Raw genomic sequence first — 19,660 nt, forward strand, 5'->3', positions numbered from 1 at the left:
AAGGTGAATGTTATGGATGAATTTTTGCAAAATGTTGTATATCCGATATGTACTAACATCGTATCGCCATTATTACTATTCCTAATAGCTAGTTGGCTCATGAAAGTAAACTGGATTTCGAGAGTTGTCGCGCGAATATACCAGACAGTTGTGACTGGTTTAAAGATGAATTTGGACGATAATAGTGATGATGCACCAACTAAAGATGCTATTGATGCGACTGATTCTAAGATAACTTATAGATCAGATATTAGCCATGAAAACGGTGTTTTACAAAAAATCAGTAAAGATTATGGAGCCATTAATGATTGGAAAATCAGAACTTTCTACCTTATAAGTCGGAATATGTTAAGCGACAATAAGTTTATTAATTTGGTAGATTGTAAAATTAATCCGAACGCTGTTCGGACAAAAAAGATCAGCTTCCTTTAAAATGGTGTTTACCACAAACCCATCTTTTAGGAGCTAATCTTTTGTCTAGTATAACCTATTCCGAACGAATTAAAATCGAAACCTTTTGTGAACTAGGGCTGTCCAATATCCAAATGGGCGTTCGGCTGAACCGATCACCGTCAACAATTTCTTATGAATTATCTCGATGTCAACCTTATCAGGCTGAATTAGCACAAACAGATGCCGAATACAAGCGATCACGATGTGGTCGGAAAACTAAGCTGAGCGATGAGTTAAAGCAAAAAATTCTCAACCATTTACGTCTAAGCTGGTCACCAGGAATGATTGCTCACGAATTTAAACTAGCTACTAAATCTATTTATAATTGGCTAAATCAGGGGAGAATTGATTTCTCCTTGAATGATCTACCTGAACATGGCGTACGCCAACGGCGTAACGTTGACCAACGATCCAAATATAATCAATCTTTGGGGCGATCAATTGAACAGCGTCCCATGATGATTAATCAACGTAATCGCATCGGCGATTTTGAACTAGATACAGTCGTTGGTCCTCGTGGGCATAGTAAGGCAGTTTTATTAACTTTAATCGATCGAAAATCACGGTTCCTTTGGGCATATCGGTTAAAGGACCGAACGACAGCGAGTGTTAATGAAGCACTGACTAAGTTCCTAACCACTTTTAATGGACCGGTGCACAGTTTTACTGTGGACCGTGGTACTGAGTTTAGTGGGCTAGTATCATTTGAATCACAATATGGTATTAAGACCTATTACTGTCATGCTTATACGCCAGCTGAACGTGGTAGTAATGAACGCTTTAATCGGAATTTACGTTATTTTTATCCTAAGGGGACTCGTTTTGAGCACATTAGTGCTCAAGATTTAACGACGACGTTACTCCAAATTAACCAGCGACCGCTTAAAATACTTGACTGGAAAACACCGTATCAGGTTATGCTGACCAATTTGTCCAAAAATTCGGATTAAATTTGCAATCTACCATTTTAAGATCAAAGGGCACAATGCTATAAATATTGGGATAGCAACTCAGAAGCTTAATGATATGTTTTTGAAAGGGGTAGGGAATGAGAACGATGTTATTGATGGTAAGGGCAAAATAAGAATATATATTTATCAAGAAACTGGCGACGAAGGGAATTTTTATTTAGTTCGTTTTGGAAAACACGTCTTGGATAAACCGGTGTTGTTGGAAAAAGAATCATAGTATGATTTTGATATAGTGGACTATGAAAGTACTCTTTTCTCAAGTTGTGGTGTTTAAGAATAGACTTTCATGGCCTTTTTTATGTGGGCATTTAATTTTCAATTTAGGTAACCTATGTTGTCGAAGTCACGTATAATTATTTCTGAAAGCACTTTAATTTAGAAGGGATATGTTACGTTATGGACTATGCACAATTTAATGCAGTTAAACCCAAATACGAGGTTCGTGCGAATGAAGTCTGGGATCAACATCATACTGACCCTGCTGTGTATTCGGATAGTCATGCGTTCGAATGTCCTAATCCTAAATGTCGTTGCCAATTAATTTTAGTTGGATTAGACTCGCTCTCTCCTAAGCGGGTCTACTTCAGAACCTTTCCACATAGTAATCATGTAGAGGGGTGCCCGGCTGAGACTATGACTCAGGAAGAATGGCATGAATATATTGGAGAAGGCTCTTCGGAAACTGGAGTACTCAGTCATAATGAATCTGGTAAAATCATATTTAAACAGCAGAATCGTAAAAACATTATTCAATCAGCACATAATGGAGATGAGGGTGAGCCTTTAAAAGTTCATGTTGACAGCACCTCAAAATCTCCTTCTGCGCAGGAATACCACGCACGAAGTGTGACAAGCTTTTCACTACACCGTATGTATTTAGAGATTCAACAATCTATTGAGGATAAGGTGGACTGGCGGAAAATCCCGGTGAAGGTAGAATGGCCTCTATTGGATAAGCATGATAATGTCGTTTCCTGGGCAAAGGATTTTTCTGAAGCCAGCACACTGGGTGATGTTGTTTTTGACGCTAACAGCGGCCACATTCCACTGCTAAATCAGCTTTTCGTTTTTGCAGGTGAGGCAACCGTTAGCGTGGAAAAAACTGATTATGGTGTTCAATATTTTATGCGATTTGTTAATTCACCACTGATGGTACATTGGACAGACAGAACTTTACAGGGGTTGACAAATATTAGGATGCTGAGAGATGCCGCTAATTCTAACGATCATCGAAAAATTAAGCTATTGCTGTGTGGATATTTTTACCAAAAAGAAGGGAAGCTGATCTTTTGTCGACGGACTCACCACTTATCTGATTATATTTCAATCGTAGATTAGTATTTTATAAAAATATTCTATTTGCTTTTGGGGAGAAATGGCAATGACCATGGAAGCTTTAGCGAAGCACATCATCGGTGTTGCACGGCAACACCGATGTCTTAGTGACCAATCTGCAATTACAAAAGGTCCTGTTTTTTACACTAAAACAGGCGCTTAACCAGCAACTACTTAATGAATCTGCGATTGAAAAAACTTATAATCAGCCGTTTGAAGCTTGGCGGTACGGGCCGGTTGAGCGTGAGATTTACGAGAAGTACAAGGTCTATGGTGCTGACCCAATTACGGAGCGAGACACTGAGAATTCTGAGTATCAGGTATTGAATTCTGTGATTTTTCAATTTTTGCAACGGGACCCTTTCGAGCTTATCCATATTTCACATCAGGAGAAGCTTTGGAGTCAGCATGAAACGTATCTAATCGGTTGACGAAGTCAGATTGCCTATACTTTGGACGACGTTGCGGTGGAAGATTAATTTTGATGGTCAAGTCAATGAAAAGCTGAAATTCAGATTGATAATCAAAAGGCACGATTCCCAGACGGAATCGTGCCTTTTTAAGGCGCCAGCTAACTTGGCCACACTTAGGGGGTCAATGGTTGTTGGACGACTTGAATGGTATAGTTACTGACCTTACGAACCTGGGTATGGTCAATCGATTTGTTGGTGGGTTGACTGCTGGAGGGCGAAGCGCATCAGCTGATCTAAGTCGGGCGTTTGGGTGAACGTGGTCAGGTCATCGGTGTTGAGGAGGGTGCAGAGCCACTGGTCAATCTCGTCGCTAAGCGGAATCAATCCCACCTCCATCTGCCAATAAAGCAGATCGGGGAGCTCGAAGTAAGCGGCCATGTGGGCGACCGTCCAGCGGGAAGCCAGCCGGACATAACGCAAGATGTCTTCCGGCCGGTGCGTGGCCGCGGGCCTGGTTGTGGGGTCCGTCAACTGAGCGGCGGTCATAGCGCTATCCGGCCAAGCCAACCGTTCGCGGCGGTGTTGCCACTGCTGGTGCGCCCGGATAGCCTCAGTGTGGGCGTGAACCGCGGCGGGAAGGTCGGGAGCGACCTGGAGTTGCGCGAAGCTTTCCGGGGTCAGGTCATAGATCTGACAGACGAGCGCTAAGCGTTCCTGGTCCAATTGACCCGCGCGTTGGCGTTCCAGGTACCAGTAGGCCCAGGGCTGAATGTCATAGATGGTGCGGATATCGTACTCAAAGTCAGCGGTGCCGGCTGAGTCGCCGTATTTTTCGAGGCGCAGGGCCTTCAGTACGGCACCAATCGTATGTTTTGTCATGGAACAGCTTCCTTTCCTATTTAGCACTTCCCATCATATCAAGTCCGGCCAGCGAGTTCATGTGATTTCGTTAAGAATTTACGAAGAAGTCGAATTTTTATCTTATAAATATATTTATAGTTCGCTTTACTAGTGATTAAAACGTTGTGGCCAAACACTTGGATAGCCCAACAATATCAACCACTGTGCAAATTACATTTTAAATAACAAATGAGCCAATATCTTGCCATTGTTCGTGATTTATGACATTATAGCAGTGGTAAGGATAACTGCTTAGGCAGTTAAATACCCTTACTGGTCGGGTTGAAGCAAGGAGTTTTTGGAGGCGGTTTCGATGATTTCTCTTAGAGGACTCACGACTGAATCCCGGACAGGACTTCAACGAACGGGGGTCTTAAACCTTGTGGATTTACATCCAGAAGATGTGACGATTGAAATTCCTGGTGATGATCCTGAGATTGACTGGGAACATGTGCTGTATATCAAGAATTGTCGGGGATATGACAAGTATTCGGGCAGTATCGTTTGGACGACTACTGGTGGTTTTTTCCGGACGCCATTAAGTGCGATAAAGGTAATCAATCTGCGGGCCAATACCGGGGTTGTTTGCTGGTTAGACATGAAGGTGTATCGCGACCTGATGAATCGGGAGTACCTGCACCAACAAGTCTCAACGTTGCCCTATGTTTTAGGGAATTTGCAGCTGGTAACGATTGGTGCAAAAGTCAACAGTCAGTATAGTTGGCTGAACTGTACGATTATCAACACGATTAATCGAACAGCTTATGAGACACATTCAGAGGTTTTACTGGATGATGGGTTCGATGAGAGCTTAATGATCGAAGTAGGGGAACGTCCGGGTACGCTGAAGAAGAAGGCTCGTTGCGCAGCTTATATTCATCGTAATGAGCAACAGCACCTGGGACTGATTCAAGCCCAACATCGGGCCGGATACGGTGTCCGTCGTGGCGCTCATCCCAATGATACTTATCTGGCCGATATTCGGGCCGCGTTACACGCATTACATATCAGCCGGGATGTTAGGTTAGTTCGTCAGGCTTTTGATAATATTCAATATCCGATGCCGAATGATCAATTGCGTAAATTAGTGATTACGATTCGACAGGACGAACGCTTAAATTAATGAGAACTAAGAATCCACTGGAGGAGATGACCGCAGTGGCTGGATTAGAAATCAAATTTGAGCAAAAAATTCACACTCCCGTGATTTGTTTACAGTGTAGCTGTTTGTTCTATGTTACAATACGAAGAGTATCAACTTAGTCCATCAGTATTTTGGGTTCTAGGTTGGTTTGCGATGACTATGTTTTAGCGGCCATGGCTGGGCCAACCACCTAGGCCATGACTGCCATGAGGAGGAAGAGCGTCATGACAGATGTTGACGAAATGGCCGTAGACATCGAACGGATTCACCAATTGAATTCGGTGCTACGTCCCTTTATTAAGCGGCCAAGCAGTGGGGATGCGGTCACTTTTGAACAATACCGGATCTTACACGAATTGATGAAGGAAAAGACCAGTACCAGTGAATTATCCCGGCGGTTGAACGTCGGCCAATCGATGATTTCCATTCAAATCAGTCGGTTGCTGAAGAACGGGTACATCCAAGACGAAACGTTACCGACTGATCGGCGGTACCACGTCTTCCAGATTACCGAACGCGGAGAAGCGATTCACGAGCACGTTAGTCTGGTCTTAGCCCACGAATTGCCGCAATTGATGTCAAAGTTATCATCATATGTTAAGTCATAATCAAAAAGCGCTGGTAGACGAATTGTCCATCAGCGCTTTGTTGTGTGTTCAACGAAACTTATTCAGCGGCCTCTAACTTTTCTTCTGGTTCTGGTAAGGGCGCGCCATTCTCATCGACTAGTTGTAATTCGGTTTGCCGAATGACCACTAAGTCCCCGAAAGAGTCAATTTTGTCGGTTTCCTTTTTCTTCAGTTGGTCTGGTTCAACTTTGACCAACGCAGCGTGTTCGTAGATCTTGGTGATGGTGCCGTAAAAGGCATCGGAAAACAGTTCGGTTTCCTTGCAGTAAACCCGGTCATTTTCGTGTAAAGCCATGAATGATCGTCCCCCATTGAAAGTATTTCTAACAGGGTAAAGGTAAACCGCGAAAATGTCAAGGAATAATCTTAAAATTGTTCGAGAAATCTAACTGACCGGGCCAAATTGGGGGACAGCGCGACGTTTTACTTACGCCGCAACCGTTCGATCCGGGATTGCGTCTGGAAATTCTGCAGGATTTCGGTTTGTTTGGCGACCTGAGCGGCCATGTCCGTAAGGAAGGTGATCTCCAGGTCGTCTAGGGGCGCAGTCTGCTGCGCGGCGTCTAGGAGTTGGTCCATGCGGACGGTCAGGTCCTGGGTGGCTGCCTGGAGGGTCGCAAAGGCGGGCGTACCCACTAATCCCGTGGCGGGCAACGCGGTGGTCCGCAGGGGTTGGGTGACGCGTGGCGTCGCGGCAACGGGCCGGCTGTTCACCGTTGCCTGGGCGGTATTGGGCCGGGCAGGTGCTGCGGCCGCCCGTTTGGGTTTGGCCGCCGTCGCGTCAAAGTAATAGTAGACTTCGCGCGGTTTTAAGGCCGCCTTCTTGATACGGTGGTCGATCGACGGGGCGGCGGAGACAGCGCCCATCACCACGGAAGCCACGTAGCCCTGTTCCCCCAGCATCTGCCGCAACTTAACGGCTCGGATGCCCTGAATCCCCGGGAACTTTTGCTCGGAGACCGTTTCGACCTCTTCTGGATCTTGCAACCAGGCGATGATTTGTGCGCAAATCTTGGCCGCCTGGCTATTCTTGGTGTTTGCCACGAAATTCACCCTCCAATGTGGAATTTAGTCATTGGTTCTATTAGACCATGTTTAATTGGGTGGGTGCAAGCGTCGGCGCTGGGTTTCCGTGGTTTTTTCGCGCTTTTTTAGCCGACTGCCAAAATTCGCGGTGAAGTATGGTACAATCGACTTACACAGAGAATTTTAAGAGTCGTGTCGGGTCTACGGCACAGGCTGAGGGTTCGTGGCGTCACGGCGCGGATCCACCGACGAGAAGCTTCCACGTAAGCGCCAACGCGGGGAGGCCGCACAGTGACGTGCGCCTGCCTTTTTTGTTTGGACGTCGTCAGCCAGCTTGAAAGAATATAGGAGTGAACGATTTTGCATATTTTTAGAGATGAAAACGGTATTCGCCTCGTGGTGTCACACCAACTGGGTCACTTTGCCGCCCGTTTCGCAGAGTACGCCCCTGAACAGGAGTTTATCAACTACGCACTACGTAAGGATGCTAAACGTGGCCGTTATCATCTGACCATTGAAAAGACCAACGTTCCCGAATTAGACCAAAACGTCTTCAAGCAAGAATTAATCTTCGGTGACTTGGGAGACAGCCTCACGCCAGTTCCAGGCGTTACGTTAATGTTAATCTAGGAATTCGCGACCAGCCGTTTTGACGGCTGGTTTTCTTTTGGCCTCAATTTACTGATAAAAAGTTAGCCATTTGGCTTGCATACTGTAATTATTAGCGTTACAGTATGGTCAGAAACCAATAGAAAAGGGGTTATCTTATGACAAATATCCTAGTTCTGGGCGCCCACGGGAAGATCGCCCAATTAGCCACGGCCATGATGGTTAAGCACCATGACTTGCACCTAACGTTATTCTTGCGGAACGCGCAACGGTTGGCAGGCCAAGTCAGCGACCAAGTCACGGTCGTTGAAGGCGACGCGGGCCAGCCGGCCGACCTGAAGGCGGCCATGACGGGAATCGACGTGGTTTACGCGAACCTCGCCGGTAGTAACATCGAAGACCAGGCCAAAAACGTGGTCGCTGCGATGGACACGGCGGGCGTGAAGCGGTTGATCTGGATCTCCACGTTAGGCATCTACGACGAAGTACCGGGGAAGTACGGCGAATGGAATCACCAGCAACTAGACGGCGGCTACCTGGAGACCTACGCGGCAGCGGCCAAGGTTATCGAGGCGTCGGACTTGGAGACCACCGTGATTCGGCCGGCCTGGTTGAGCAACCACGATGAGATCAACTACGAGACCACCCAGAAGGGCGAACCCTTTAAAGGGACGGAAGTTTCTCGTAAGAGTATCGCGGATCTGGTCACCAAGCTGGTGCTGGACCCTAGTCAGGCGATTCATGAATCCCTGGGGGTCAACAAGCCCAACACCGATGGCGACAAGCCGGCGTGGTATTAAGCCGGCGGCCGTTCCTAAGCTAAACGTGTGCAATACCGTAAGTTTCGCGTTATAACGAAGGTGAGTGGTGAGTCCCACCACCTAGAGACGCGTTTCTAATCAACACCCGACCGGCGCCTAAGCGGCTAGCGTCACTTTTCCTCCAAACAAGACCCCATAGCGGGGGCGCTCCCCGGGTGTCTGATACTGATGATTCGCCAATGACGGATCGTCAGTATTTTTTTGTCCAGTGGGTGGTTTGGGGGTTAAACTGTCCAGGAAATTTTTTGTGTCTATTCTGTTGCAAACGCTTACAGTATATGGTATATTACCAGTGTAGAAAGGATTAGGAGTTGCGATTCACAGCAACACTTGATCTAGTTGATACACTGCTTTAGTTAGAAACAGATTTCCGTTTTCACGTAAGTCTGAGTCAACAAAGTACCAGTTCCAGAATGCAACACATGTACCAGCGCACCAAGCTTAAATGTTTTAGGTTTCAGGTTTAGGCAACAGTAGAGGTACCTTTTCGAAACGTGTAAGACAGGTAAACCTTCTAACGAACTCTAGAAGAATCAATTGGCAAGACACTTCACAGAAAATTGAATAGCTTTGTGGTAACTGAGATGTTTTAAGATTTAGCAAACAGAGTCACGAATGCAGTACTAGAGCTCGAATGTTGGTCTGGCAGGCAGCACAAAGATTTCAGTAAGAATCGTTACCAGTGACAGTTGGTCAGAACCAATGAAGGAATTAAGTTCTTCAGTATCACCGAGACGGTAGTCAGAAACTAAACAAAATGAAGAACGACTGCGGCAGCTCGGGAGAAATTAAAGTTTATGAGGCGATTAAGGATTAATACGATTACGAAACGGAAATTAACGGATCGCAACCTCCTTTCTACGAACTAATGGACTTCAAGCTGATTCCTAACCTTGCTTGAAGTCTATTTTTATGGTTTAGCTCCTCGGCGCAATTTGGATACATAGGATTTTGAGAATTGCTTCGCGTGTTGTCAAAAATGAGAAAGGGATTAGTGTCATAGGTAAATCCTTTTAGCAAACACTGAGCAGGGATTGAGAGCGGTAACAACTTCCGAAGCCAATCGGTGAGGCTCTCAGATAATGTTCGGTAAAAATGCTTTTTCTTAAGTTTTCCCGCGAGAAGCATTTACAGCCCCCACCGGAAAAGGTATATTATTACTAAGGCCGGCGCGGGAAAGCGATTCTTTCTTGTCGCCGATGAGAAAGGAAGGGTGTCCGTTGGCTTTTCATCGCATTTTTGTCTTAGACCTTGCCGGTGTCGGCATGGGAGAAGCCCCCGATGCCAACCGCTTTCAATCCGTGGGTGCGGATACCATTGGCCACGTTGCCCAGCAATGGCCCGGAGACCTGAGTCTCCCAACATTACAGCAATTAGGCTTTGGCAATATTCGGATTACGAACCCAATCCCGGGAATTCCGCCCGTGGAACAACCGACTGGTTATTTTGGTCGCTTGCACATGGCTGCACAAGATAATCGGCGGGCAACGGGTCTACGAGAGATGTGGGATTACACGGGTCCGATTCGTACCGAAAGCGTCTTCACGACGTTAACGGCGGCGGGGTACTCGGTAACCTTAGCCGGGCCGTTCTTGAGCTACCTGGCGACCCAGACGCCCGCCGAGCGGTTCCAAGTTGGGACCAATCAAGCGGCCTTCCAGATCTTATACGATCGGTTGAACGCGCCGGTCTCTGGTCTGACTTACGTGGTCTTGCCGGAGTTTCGCTTTGCGGGGGAACATCAGGACTTGGAGGCCAGCGCGCAAGCGTTGCAGATGACGGATCAACATTTGGCCCAGGTGATTCATGACTTGGGCGCCAACGACCTGTTGATCCTGACTGCGACCCACGCCGCCGACCCGATCTTTGGGCCGACACCGACCCGCGAGTACCTGCCCTTGTTGGTCTATTCACCGTCCCGGCAAGCAAGTCATGCGTTGGGCATTCGCCGGACGTTAGCGGATGTGGGGGCCACGATCCTCGAGAATTACGGGGTCGCTCCGACGACGACCGGACATAGCTTATTAAATGAATTAACGCAATAAATGAAGAAAACTGAAAGGGGGTGGGGCAACGAGTTCCAACCGGATATCGAATGATCACGGATGCAAGGGTTAGCGGTTACTGTCATATCACTTATTTTTTCACCAAAATCCCGCTAAGTTTCGTGGTCGTTGGTCACCGGTTTGTTGGTCGTAACAGAAATTATGCGTACATAGTTTCTGCAGCAGCATCGTGTCATAAACGTTGAACGTGGGGCGCCACGTTGCGTTAAACAATATCGGAAAGAGGTATTTTGACCAATGTTAGTCGCAATTAATATTTTAGGGGTAATTGTTTACCTCGCTATCGCTTTCCTGTTCTCTAAGGACAAGAAGCATATCAACTGGCGGTCTGTTGGGATCGTTTTAGTCATCAACCTGTTACTGGCCTGGTTCTTAACTGGGTTCCAGATTGGACGGGACATCGTGCAAGGTGCCGCGGACGGATTCAACTGGTTGGTTGAAGTTTCCTACCAAGGAATCATCTTTGCCTTACCTAACTGGGTAACGCCAATGTATGGTGGGACTGCGAAGTCTATGAACTTCATTACCAGTGCTCTGCTGCCAATCTTGTTGATTGTTCCACTGTTCGATATCCTGACTTACATCGGGGTATTGCCTTGGATCATCAAGTGGGTTGGTCGTGGCCTGTCCTTCATTACTGGTCAACCTAAGTTCGAATCATTCTTCTCTGTTGAAATGATGTTCTTAGGGAACACGGAAGCCTTAGCCGTTTCCAAGTTACAATTACAGACCATGCGTAAGGAACGTGACTTGACCTTAGCCATGATGTCTATGTCTTGTGTCACGGCGTCAATTTTGGGGGCTTATACCCAAATGGTGCCTGGTCAATTTGTTTTGACCGCCGTTCCACTGAACATTTTGAACGCGATTATTATTACCAACATGCTGAACCCTGTTAAGGTCGCACCTGAAGAAGATACGATTGCCAAGGTCGGCGGTGCTGGTGCTGCTTCTGAAGCTGCCGAAGCCGATGGTGCCGAAGAAAACGGGAAGCGCGAACCATTCTTCTCCTTCTTGGGTGACTCCATCTTGGGTGCCGGTCGTCTGGTTCTGATTATCACGGCCAACGTTATCGCCTTCGTTGCCTTAGCGGCCATGATCGATAAGATCTTGATGCTGTTCAACCCATGGCTGACTTTGGAACACATCTTGGGTGTAATCATGTTCCCATTTGCTTGGTTAATGGGTCTGAACGTCCACGACGCCTTCCAATTCGCCCAATTCATGGGAACTAAGTTAGTCACGAACGAATTCGTTGTCATGGGTAAGTTGGTCGGCAAGATCAACAACCCAGACCTCTTCTCCGCTCACTACCGTGCTGTCTTGACCGTCTTCATCACGTCATTCGCCAACTTCGGGACGACTGGGATGATCATCGGTGCCTTTAAGGGTATGGTTGACCGTGAAAAGAACGATTTGATTTCCAAGAACGTTGGTTACATGTTACTTTCCGGGATTCTGGTATCCTTAATGTCTGCCGGGATCGTTGGTCTGTTCGTTTGGTAATCACCGTTTAACATCTGATTGATAGACAATCAGTGATAGCCCAGAGGCGCTTAGTTTCTGGGCTATCTGTGTCTAATGGGCCCGTCGATTTAGGGGCTTGACGACCGTTGTGGGTTCAGTCTATGATGGTTGCACGGGTGCCGACCTTCCTAGTGGGGAGTGAAACCCAGCCGGGTGCGTGAGACCATTCGGTTGCAATGCCCGTGAAGTTTGTACGGTGGGATTAGCCGTATTGAAAGCTAGGGAATTTGTATGGAAAAGGAACCAGTTCAGGTAGACCAAGTTGCGTCACTGAATGATCTTGCCAATGAGATGCCTATGCGTGAAGTGTGGCATCACAAAGATATTTTACGGAATGAGATTATCGCCGGTGTCACCGGCTTCTTCGCCATTTCGTACATCATTGTCGTTAATCCGGCAATTCTAAAGGACGCGGGGATCCCCATGGATCTCAGCATCTTCGCCACTATTTTCTCGTCGTTCTTCGGATGTATGGTCATGGCCTTCTGGGCCAACGCACCCATCATCCTGACGCCGGGAATGGGGGTCAACGCCTTCTTCACCTACACCATCGTGGTCAATATGGGCCTCAGTTGGCAGGAAGCGTTGGGAATTGCGGCGGTATCCAGCTTTGTCTACATGCTGATTGCGTTTACCCGGGTCTCCACGATCCTATCGGCGTCGATTCCGGAGTCGTTAAAGCACGGCATCACCGCCGGTATCGGCCTGTATCTGGTCGAGATTGGTCTGGAAAAAGCCGGCTTGATTGTGGCCGGTAAGTCGTCGTTGATTGAATTGGGGGATTTGACCCAGCCAACGCCGCTATTAGCACTGTTCGGTTTGGCCTTGAGCTTGATTTTGTATCTGCGTAAGGTCAAAGGAAACTTCTTCATCGCCATCGTGGCGACCAGCCTCCTCGCGTTCTTCTTGGGCGTGAAGGATAGCGGGACCCCGACGGTCGACTTGGCCCGTTTAGGCCAGTATCACAAGATTGTCTTTCAGAATGATTTTTCAAGCTTCTTCACGATTCCGTTCATCCTGGCCGCCTTCTCGATGACCATGATTCTGGTCTTCGAGTCCATGGGGCTGGTCCAAGGCTTGTTACCGAACCAGAAGAAGTTCAAGAAGACCTTTGAGGGCGGATCGGTCACGACCTTTCTGTCCGGGTTCATGGGAACCAGTCCCACGGTTGCCGCGGCCGAGAGTGCCTCGGGAATCGAGAGTGGGGGTCGAACGGGAGTCATGGCGTTAGTCGCCGGCCTACTGTTCTTGCTCTCACTGCTCTTCGTCCCCTTACTGGCTTACGTGCCGTCCGCAGCGATTGCGCCCGTGATCATCATCACGGGGGCGCTGATGATGGCTGCCATTGCTGGGATTGATTTGAGCGACTTTTCTGAATGGTTTCCCGCGTTTCTGATTATCGTGTTGATTCCATTCACCAACAGTATTTCGACCGGGTTAGCGTTTGGTTTCGTGGCTTACCCGATTATGAAGCTGGCCCTAGGGCGGACTTACGAAGTCACCGGGCCACTCTACCTGTTGGGAGGATTGTTCTTACTAGACTTGGTGTTTAGCACCCTGCTGTAGTGGGGGCTTTCCTTTTGCGGGTAATCGTAAGCGGTTACGAGAATTACTTAAACCAAGTTTTATCCTGAGGAGGAAATCACAATGACAATTAAAATTTTGATGGATACCGACCCCGGTATCGACGATGCAGCGGCTTTGACGATGGCCATCAACGACCCGAAGATCGACTTGAAGTTAATCACCACGGTCGCTGGGAACGTTACGGTCGACAAGACCACTAAGAATGCGTTGAAGATCGTGCGGTTCTTCAACCAATCCATTCCAGTGGCTGCCGGTGCCGAACAACCTTTGTTCAAGGACTTCGAAGATGCTGCACGGATTCACGGGGAATCCGGGATGCCGGGTTACGACTTCCCAGAAGACCTGCCGAAGCCACTGAACAAGACGGCCGTTGAAGCCCTGCATGATGAGATCATGGCTAGCCAAGATCCCATTACTTTAGTGCCAACGGGTTCTTACACCAACATCGCCTTACTCTTCTCTGAATACCCAGAAGTGAAGAGCCATATTGACCGGATCGTGGCCATGGGTGGTGCCCTGGGTAAGGGGAACATGACCAGTGCCGCTGAATTCAACGTCTTCACCGACCCAGATGCAGCAGCTATCGTCTACAAGTCCGGGATTCCGATTGTCATGGTTGGCCTGGATATCACCATGAAGGCGCTGTTGACTAACGAAAACATCGAGAAGTTGCAACACATCAACGAAGCGGGCCAGATGTTGCACGACATCATCATCAACGATGGTGACCACAGCGACAAGGGTAGCGCGATGCACGATGTGAACACCATCTTCTACCTGCTGCACCCAGAAGCCATCAAGACCGAAGACATGTGGGTCGACGTGGTTACCCAAGGCCCAGCTATCGGTGAAACGGTTGGGGACATCCGGGGGGCTTACCACAACGGCAAGACCAACGCCAAGGTTTCCGTCGACATCGACGACCAAGCCTTCAACGACTGGTTCATGCAAGAAGTTCGGAACATCAAGATGTAAGCAACGTCACGGCTTAGTTGACACGGGTTAAGTTGACTAAGTTGAACGGCCCCGTCACTGCGGGCTTCCTAGCCGGGAAGTCGCGGCGGTGACGGGGCCGCTTTTTGTTTGCAATCTTTACACGAACGAAACGTTATCGATACGGTTTCGCGACACGCCCGTGCTACGATTAAGGTGATCGGAAGGAAGATGATTGGATGACGGTCATGCAAGGTGGGATGTTGCTTCTGATTATTTTGTCCTGGTTACCCATGCTGTGGTTTCGCCAGAAACCCGGCAAGTAAGTTGAAGATGGTCGATTGAGTTTGGCGCAATGGTTCCCGACTGCGAGCGGGGCGTTGCGCCTTTTTAGTGCGCGGTGGGGACGGGCAACTGTGAAAACTTTACACGATGTTGACACGGAACATACGAATTCTTTACATGATTCCGCTATCCTGAGAGGTAGCTTCACCATTGGTCGAGCTATGCAGTCGTCCGGGGGAAACACGGCGACTGCCACTTTTTTGCGATGGGGGGACGCGCGAGTATGAATAAATTTGCAGTGGTTCATTTATCCGATATCCAACTGACACCGGCAACCCGAGCGGGCGAGTCGCCGACCCCGGGACCCTTAGCGACCATTTTGGCGGATCTGACGACCCACGACCTGGACCCGGACTTGATCGTGATCAGTGGTGACTTGTTTCAGAACGGGGCCCCGACGGATTACCAGTGGCTCCGCACCTACTTGCACCGGCAGAGCCACCGACTGGGTGTCCCGATTCAGGTGGTTTTGGGGGATCAAGACGACCGGACGGCCTTTAACGCGGGGTATCTCCAGCGCACGGTGCCGTATTACGCTTATAAACAGGTCTATCAGAATATGGACTTTTACTTTTTAGACAGCAAGTGGCGTTCCCGGCGCACCGCCGGCTGGCTGGGGCGCGACCAGCTGGATTGGTTGAACAAGAACCTGCACCTGGCACCGCGGCGGCGGGCTTTTCTCTTCCTACACCACCCGCTAGACGCTCCGTCCTTGCGCGACATGCGCTATACGTTGCTCCAGAATAATCGCGAGTTGCTGGCGATTCTCCACGGGCACAACATTGGCGGGATTTACGCGGGGCACGTCGAGTTTGCGGCCAATTACTTAGTCGATAACGGGTTGCCGGTAACGGTGGTCGGCGGGGCGGCCAACTACGTGGATTGCCAGGATCCGCACCAACACCGGGTCCATCCGGCAACCAGCTACAATGTCATCACGATTCAACGCGGTGTCGCCAGTGTGACCACGCGTCCGTTAGCGTTTGAGCCACAGGTCGTGCGGACAATCGACGTGGGGAACACGGGGTTTGCCAAGCACCGGCCAAGGTTGAGCCAGCCGTACCATTAGCCATTAGATTTGTTCAGAGGATTACCGTGAGGGATTGCGGTGATCCTTTTTTAGCTACTGCGTGGACCAGCGCTATTAATGGTCAGTGAACCGGATTCTTGAATGCGAGAACAAAATTTCAAAAATCATGTTTACATTTGTTCAATAATACGATATCCTATTATTGAACAAATGAAAGGGGTTTCATAAAAATGACATTAACGACTCAAGCACTCGCCAAATACATGGATCACACGAACTTAAAGGCTGACGCGACGGAAGCGTCCATCAAACAGACTTGCGACGAAGCCAAGCAATTCAATACGGCTTCGGTTTGCGTCAACTCGTATTGGATTCCATTTGTGACCGAACAATTAAAAGATAGTGACGTTAATCCCATCGCCGTTGTAGGGTTCCCCCTCGGAGCCATGGCAACGGCAAGCGAGGTCTTCGAAGCACAGACCGCGATCGACCAAGGTGCCGAAGAAATTGACATGGTCATCAACATCGGTGAATTAAAAGCCGGAAATGAAAGCGTTATCAAGGACGACATTCAAGCCCTCGCCGACGCCGTTCACGCCAAAGGCAAGCTCTTGAAAGTCATCTTAGAGACCTGCTTGTTGACTGACGACGAAATTGTGCTGGGTTGCCAACTCAGTGAACAGGCCGGAGCCGACTTTGTGAAGACGTCGACCGGATTCTCCACGGCCGGGGCGAAGATCGCCGACGTGAAGTTAATGCGGCAGACCGTCGGTGACCGGTTAGGGGTCAAAGCTTCCGGCGGGATTCACAGTAAAGCCGAAGCCTTAGCCATGATTGATGCCGGTGCCAGTCGTTTAGGGGTCAGCGCGACCGTGGCCATTCTGACGGACCAGACGGCCGACCAGAACGCCGGTTATTAGTGGGAACAGGGGGTAAGAACGATGGCATTTAAGCGAATTTTTGGATTAGTCATGGATTCAGTCGGTGCGGGAGCGGCGCCTGATTCCGAGAAGTACGGTGACCAGGGGGCCGATACCTTGGGTCACGTGGGTCAGTTCTACGAAGGTAACTTACAGTTGCCCAACCTGGCTCGCTTAGGGTTATCCAACCTGCATGGCACGCCAATCATGGGCGTCCCCGTTAACCCTGACCCGCACGCCTACTACGGTAAGATGCAGGAAATCTCCGCCGGTAAGGATTCCATGGATGGTCATTGGGAAATGATGGGGCTGCCTGTGACCAAGGCGTTAAGCACCTTCCCTAATGGCTTTCCCCAGGACCTGCTGGACAAGCTAGAAGCCTTCTCTGGCCGTAAGATCATCGGGAACCGTCCTGAATCGGGAACCAAGATCATCGCGGAACTTGGCGAACAACAGATGCAGACCGGCGACCTGATCGTCTATACCTCGGGTGACTCCGTTATCCAGATTGCCGCCCACGAAGACGTGATTCCTTTAGCGGAACTTTACAAGATTTGTGACTATGCCCGTTCGTTAGTGAACGGCCCCGAATACTTAGTTGGTCGGATCATTGCTCGGCCGTACGTTGGACCGGACGCTCAGCATTTTACCCGGACGGCGAACCGGCGTGACTTCACCTTAGAACCGACCGGTGAGACGGACTTGGACCGCTTGCAAAGTGCCGGCGTTCACGTGGTAGGGGTTGGGAAGATCAACGATATCTTCTCCGGCCACGGCATCGACGAAGGTTACCATAACGAAAGCAACATGGATGGAATGGATCACGTGGACCACGTAATGGCGGAAGACTTCGAGGGCTTTTGCTTCATCAACCTGGTCGACTTCGATGCGATGTACGGCCACCGGCGGAATCCGCAAGGCTTTGGCCAAGCCCTCATGGACTTTGACCGGCGACTCGGGACGGTGTTGGCGAACCTGCGCGATGATGACCTGCTGTTGATCACGGCCGACCACGGGAACGACCCGACCTATACGGGGTCGGATCACACCCGCGAATTGGTGCCGTTGCTGGCCTACTCACCTAGTTTCAAGCAGGGAGGGAGCTTAGGCATCCGCTCACCATTCGCTGACTTGGGGGCCACGGTCCTGGATAACTTTAACGTCGTAGGGAACGGCCAAGGCCACAGCTTCTTGGCAGACCTTAACTAGACAACCGACAGGAGGACGTCGATTATGAGTAATCATTTAGAAGCCCGAATGGGTGACATTGCCGACACTGTGTTGATGCCCGGTGATCCGTTACGCGCGAAGTACATTGCCGAGACTTTTCTGGACAACCCCGTTTGTTATAACCGGGTGCGCAACGCCTTCGGGTACACGGGGACCTACCAAGGCCACCGGATCTCCGTTCAGGGAACGGGGATGGGGATTCCGTCCATTTCAATCTACGCCAACGAACTGATCAACGATTACGGCGTTAAGAAGCTGTTTCGCGTAGGCACGGCTGGTGGGATGAGCCCGGACGTACAGCTCCGAGACGTGGTGCTCGCCCAAGGGTCCTCAACCGATTCAGCAATCATCCAGAACACGTTTGGTCCGGGGATGTATTACGCCCCCATCAGTGACTTTGGGTTGTTGGACACGGCTTACCACGCCGCACAAGACTTGAAGATTCCCGTTAAGGTTGGTAACATTTTAGCCGAAGATCGGTTCTATAACGATGAGATGGACCGCCAGAAGTTGATTGACTATGGGGTGGTCGCTACGGAGATGGAATCGGCAGCACTGTTTATGCTGGCGGCCAAGTACCAGGTCAAGGCCCTTTCCGTTCTGACAATCAGTAACCATCTGATCACGGGTGAATCGACAAAACCAGAGGAACGGGAAAAATCATTTAACGATATGATCAAGGTGGCGTTAGAAGCCGCGATTCGTTAAACAAACCAGCAGACAAATTCGGATAGATGGGAAGTACCAGAGAATGGCAGAGACTAGAGACGAACGACTAAAACAAAGCTTGGTGGTGGCCAAGCTCTACTATCAAGGTGATCAGAGTCAAAGCCAGATTGCGCAACAACTCGGCATCTCCCGGCCTACGGTATCACGGTTGCTCCAGTTCGCCCGCCAACAGGGATTGGTTCAGATTAAAATCGTGGATCCCATGCAGACGGTTCAGGCACTGGAGACGGCCCTTAAGCAACAGTATGCCATCGAGGTTCACGTGGTGCCCACGCAGATGACGCCGCTAAACGACCTGGTCAACAAGGTCGGGCAGTACGCGGCACGCTACCTTGAGCAGATCGTGACCGAACACGATATCATCGGCATCGGGTGGGGGAAGACCATCTACGCCATTGGGATGAACCTGGAACCGGACGCGTTGACCGGAGTCGAAGTCGTTCAGCTTAAAGGGGGTGTGAGCTACGCCAAGGAACACACCTACGCTTTTGAAAGCCTGGAAGCCTTCGCGAACGCCTTCCACACGGTGCCCCAGTACCTACCCTTACCCGTCATCTTTGACCACCAACAGACTAAGGAATTAGTGGAAAAAGAACAGCATATTCAACACCTGCTGGCCTTAGGGCGGCGAGCCAACATTGCCATCTATTCGGTGGGGACCGTCCGGAAAACGGCGCGGCTCTTCCAACTCGAATACCTGCAGGACCAAGAGAAGCAGTACCTGCAAGCCCACGCCATCGGGGATATCTTTTCCCGGTACATCGACCGACGGGGCCAGATTGTCGACCCCGAGTTGAACCAGCGGACCATTGGCATCTCGTTGGATGACCTCCGCAAGAAGCAACATTCGATCCTGGTGGCGGCCGGGGATGCGAAGGTGCCGGCTGTTCAGGCAGCTTTAGAGGGCGGTTATCCCAATTGCCTGATTATTGATCAACACGCTGCGGCCGAATTGCTGAAAGCAACGGCGGCTGACTAAGCGATCTTCAACA

The 19,660-nt window shown here is 49.6% G+C and carries 21 protein-coding genes; 18 read left to right on the forward strand and 3 right to left on the reverse strand.

Annotation, left to right across the window (positions count from 1 at the left end):
* Nucleotides 1–12 precede the first annotated feature (12 nt).
* The 5 genes from RIN67_RS02265 (at nt 13) to RIN67_RS02285 (ending at nt 3,190) form a co-directional block, all read left to right on the forward strand.
* The gene (locus RIN67_RS02265; protein WP_265000447.1) at nt 13–432 is read left to right on the forward strand and encodes a hypothetical protein; all 420 of its coding nucleotides are present in this window, start codon (nt 13–15) and stop codon (nt 430–432) included.
* 41 nt (nt 433–473) lie between these two features.
* Nucleotides 474–1,403 (forward strand): IS30-like element ISLpl1 family transposase, encoded by a 930-nt coding sequence (locus RIN67_RS02270; protein WP_313825885.1) that lies wholly within the window; start codon nt 474–476, stop codon nt 1,401–1,403.
* 76 nt (nt 1,404–1,479) lie between these two features.
* A complete protein-coding gene (locus tag RIN67_RS02275; protein ID WP_265000003.1) occupies nt 1,480–1,641 on the forward strand; it encodes a hypothetical protein in 162 nt (53 codons plus the stop codon).
* 179 nt (nt 1,642–1,820) lie between these two features.
* Entirely contained in the window at nt 1,821–2,762 is a 942-nt protein-coding gene (locus RIN67_RS02280; protein WP_265000002.1) for a hypothetical protein, read from the forward strand.
* A 77-nt stretch (nt 2,763–2,839) separates the two neighbouring features.
* Nucleotides 2,840–3,190, forward strand: coding sequence for a Panacea domain-containing protein (locus tag RIN67_RS02285; protein ID WP_265000001.1), 351 nt, complete (start codon nt 2,840–2,842; stop codon nt 3,188–3,190).
* A 222-nt stretch (nt 3,191–3,412) separates the two neighbouring features.
* Here RIN67_RS02285 and RIN67_RS02290 read toward each other — a convergent pair whose 3' ends face one another.
* Nucleotides 3,413–4,051, reverse strand: coding sequence for a hypothetical protein (locus tag RIN67_RS02290; protein ID WP_265000000.1), 639 nt, complete (start codon nt 4,049–4,051; stop codon nt 3,413–3,415).
* A 403-nt stretch (nt 4,052–4,454) separates the two neighbouring features.
* On the opposite strand from RIN67_RS02290, the gene RIN67_RS02295 reads away from it, so the two are divergent.
* Both RIN67_RS02295 and RIN67_RS02300 read left to right on the forward strand, forming a co-directional pair.
* Nucleotides 4,455–5,195 carry a hypothetical protein gene (locus RIN67_RS02295; RefSeq protein WP_264999999.1) on the forward strand — a complete coding sequence of 247 codons (741 nt, stop codon included), beginning with the start codon at nt 4,455–4,457 and terminating at the stop codon, nt 5,193–5,195.
* 245 nt (nt 5,196–5,440) lie between these two features.
* Nucleotides 5,441–5,824 carry a MarR family winged helix-turn-helix transcriptional regulator gene (locus RIN67_RS02300; RefSeq protein ID WP_024747215.1) on the forward strand — a complete coding sequence of 128 codons (384 nt, stop codon included), beginning with the start codon at nt 5,441–5,443 and terminating at the stop codon, nt 5,822–5,824.
* A gap of 58 nt (nt 5,825–5,882) precedes the next feature.
* Here the strand turns inward: RIN67_RS02300 and RIN67_RS02305 are convergent, their stop codons facing one another.
* A complete protein-coding gene (locus RIN67_RS02305; RefSeq protein ID WP_024747216.1) occupies nt 5,883–6,140 on the reverse strand; it encodes a hypothetical protein in 258 nt (85 codons plus the stop codon).
* Between the two features lie 128 nt (nt 6,141–6,268).
* Entirely contained in the window at nt 6,269–6,889 is a 621-nt protein-coding gene (locus RIN67_RS02310) for a hypothetical protein (protein WP_313826059.1), read from the reverse strand.
* Between the two features lie 342 nt (nt 6,890–7,231).
* Between RIN67_RS02310 and RIN67_RS02315 the strand changes: the two genes are divergently transcribed.
* From RIN67_RS02315 to RIN67_RS02365, 11 genes are all read left to right on the forward strand, one after another.
* Nucleotides 7,232–7,501, forward strand: coding sequence for a hypothetical protein (locus RIN67_RS02315; protein WP_024747218.1), 270 nt, complete (start codon nt 7,232–7,234; stop codon nt 7,499–7,501).
* A gap of 137 nt (nt 7,502–7,638) precedes the next feature.
* A complete protein-coding gene (locus tag RIN67_RS02320; RefSeq protein WP_264999997.1) occupies nt 7,639–8,280 on the forward strand; it encodes an SDR family oxidoreductase in 642 nt (213 codons plus the stop codon).
* A gap of 1,241 nt (nt 8,281–9,521) precedes the next feature.
* On the forward strand, nt 9,522–10,346 hold the full coding sequence (locus tag RIN67_RS02325) for an alkaline phosphatase family protein (protein ID WP_264999996.1): 825 nt from the start codon (nt 9,522–9,524) through the stop codon (nt 10,344–10,346).
* A gap of 258 nt (nt 10,347–10,604) precedes the next feature.
* Entirely contained in the window at nt 10,605–11,873 is a 1,269-nt protein-coding gene (locus RIN67_RS02330; RefSeq protein WP_107740759.1) for a NupC/NupG family nucleoside CNT transporter, read from the forward strand.
* Between the two features lie 252 nt (nt 11,874–12,125).
* On the forward strand, nt 12,126–13,460 hold the full coding sequence (locus RIN67_RS02335; RefSeq protein ID WP_024747222.1) for an NCS2 family permease: 1,335 nt from the start codon (nt 12,126–12,128) through the stop codon (nt 13,458–13,460).
* Nucleotides 13,461–13,541: 81 nt separating this feature from the next.
* The gene (gene rihC / locus RIN67_RS02340) at nt 13,542–14,456 is read left to right on the forward strand and encodes a ribonucleoside hydrolase RihC (protein WP_024747223.1); all 915 of its coding nucleotides are present in this window, start codon (nt 13,542–13,544) and stop codon (nt 14,454–14,456) included.
* A 526-nt stretch (nt 14,457–14,982) separates the two neighbouring features.
* Entirely contained in the window at nt 14,983–15,828 is an 846-nt protein-coding gene (locus tag RIN67_RS02345) for a metallophosphoesterase family protein (protein ID WP_264999995.1), read from the forward strand.
* A gap of 191 nt (nt 15,829–16,019) precedes the next feature.
* A complete protein-coding gene (gene deoC, locus RIN67_RS02350) occupies nt 16,020–16,709 on the forward strand; it encodes a deoxyribose-phosphate aldolase (RefSeq protein ID WP_264999994.1) in 690 nt (229 codons plus the stop codon).
* 21 nt (nt 16,710–16,730) lie between these two features.
* Nucleotides 16,731–17,918 carry a phosphopentomutase gene (locus tag RIN67_RS02355; RefSeq protein ID WP_264999993.1) on the forward strand — a complete coding sequence of 396 codons (1,188 nt, stop codon included), beginning with the start codon at nt 16,731–16,733 and terminating at the stop codon, nt 17,916–17,918.
* A gap of 24 nt (nt 17,919–17,942) precedes the next feature.
* Nucleotides 17,943–18,647, forward strand: a complete 705-nt coding sequence (gene deoD, locus RIN67_RS02360; RefSeq protein WP_024747227.1) for a purine-nucleoside phosphorylase — start codon at nt 17,943–17,945, stop codon at nt 18,645–18,647.
* Nucleotides 18,648–18,690: 43 nt separating this feature from the next.
* Nucleotides 18,691–19,647 carry a sugar-binding transcriptional regulator gene (locus RIN67_RS02365; RefSeq protein ID WP_264999992.1) on the forward strand — a complete coding sequence of 319 codons (957 nt, stop codon included), beginning with the start codon at nt 18,691–18,693 and terminating at the stop codon, nt 19,645–19,647.
* Nucleotides 19,648–19,660: the final 13 nt, after the last annotated feature.

Source organism: Levilactobacillus namurensis (assembly GCF_032197885.1).
In the GTDB taxonomy this organism is placed as follows: Bacteria; Bacillota; Bacilli; order Lactobacillales; family Lactobacillaceae; genus Levilactobacillus; species Levilactobacillus namurensis_A.

Excerpts from the sequence above, each read along its gene's own strand:
- RIN67_RS02265 (WP_265000447.1), top strand. The coding sequence starts at position 13 with ATGGATGAATTTTTGCAAAATGTTGTATATCCGATATGTACTAACATC.
- RIN67_RS02275 (WP_265000003.1), top strand. The coding sequence starts at position 1,480 with ATGTTTTTGAAAGGGGTAGGGAATGAGAACGATGTTATTGATGGTAAG.
- RIN67_RS02280 (WP_265000002.1), top strand. The coding sequence starts at position 1,821 with ATGGACTATGCACAATTTAATGCAGTTAAACCCAAATACGAGGTTCGT.
- RIN67_RS02290 (WP_265000000.1), bottom strand. The coding sequence starts at position 4,051 with ATGACAAAACATACGATTGGTGCCGTACTGAAGGCCCTGCGCCTCGAA.
- RIN67_RS02300 (WP_024747215.1), top strand. The coding sequence starts at position 5,441 with ATGACAGATGTTGACGAAATGGCCGTAGACATCGAACGGATTCACCAA.
- RIN67_RS02305 (WP_024747216.1), bottom strand. The coding sequence starts at position 6,140 with ATGGCTTTACACGAAAATGACCGGGTTTACTGCAAGGAAACCGAACTG.
- RIN67_RS02320 (WP_264999997.1), top strand. The coding sequence starts at position 7,639 with ATGACAAATATCCTAGTTCTGGGCGCCCACGGGAAGATCGCCCAATTA.
- RIN67_RS02330 (WP_107740759.1), top strand. The coding sequence starts at position 10,605 with ATGTTAGTCGCAATTAATATTTTAGGGGTAATTGTTTACCTCGCTATC.
- RIN67_RS02335 (WP_024747222.1), top strand. The coding sequence starts at position 12,126 with ATGGAAAAGGAACCAGTTCAGGTAGACCAAGTTGCGTCACTGAATGAT.
- rihC (WP_024747223.1), top strand. The coding sequence starts at position 13,542 with ATGACAATTAAAATTTTGATGGATACCGACCCCGGTATCGACGATGCA.
- RIN67_RS02345 (WP_264999995.1), top strand. The coding sequence starts at position 14,983 with ATGAATAAATTTGCAGTGGTTCATTTATCCGATATCCAACTGACACCG.
- deoC (WP_264999994.1), top strand. The coding sequence starts at position 16,020 with ATGACATTAACGACTCAAGCACTCGCCAAATACATGGATCACACGAAC.
- RIN67_RS02355 (WP_264999993.1), top strand. The coding sequence starts at position 16,731 with ATGGCATTTAAGCGAATTTTTGGATTAGTCATGGATTCAGTCGGTGCG.
- deoD (WP_024747227.1), top strand. The coding sequence starts at position 17,943 with ATGAGTAATCATTTAGAAGCCCGAATGGGTGACATTGCCGACACTGTG.
- RIN67_RS02365 (WP_264999992.1), top strand. The coding sequence starts at position 18,691 with ATGGCAGAGACTAGAGACGAACGACTAAAACAAAGCTTGGTGGTGGCC.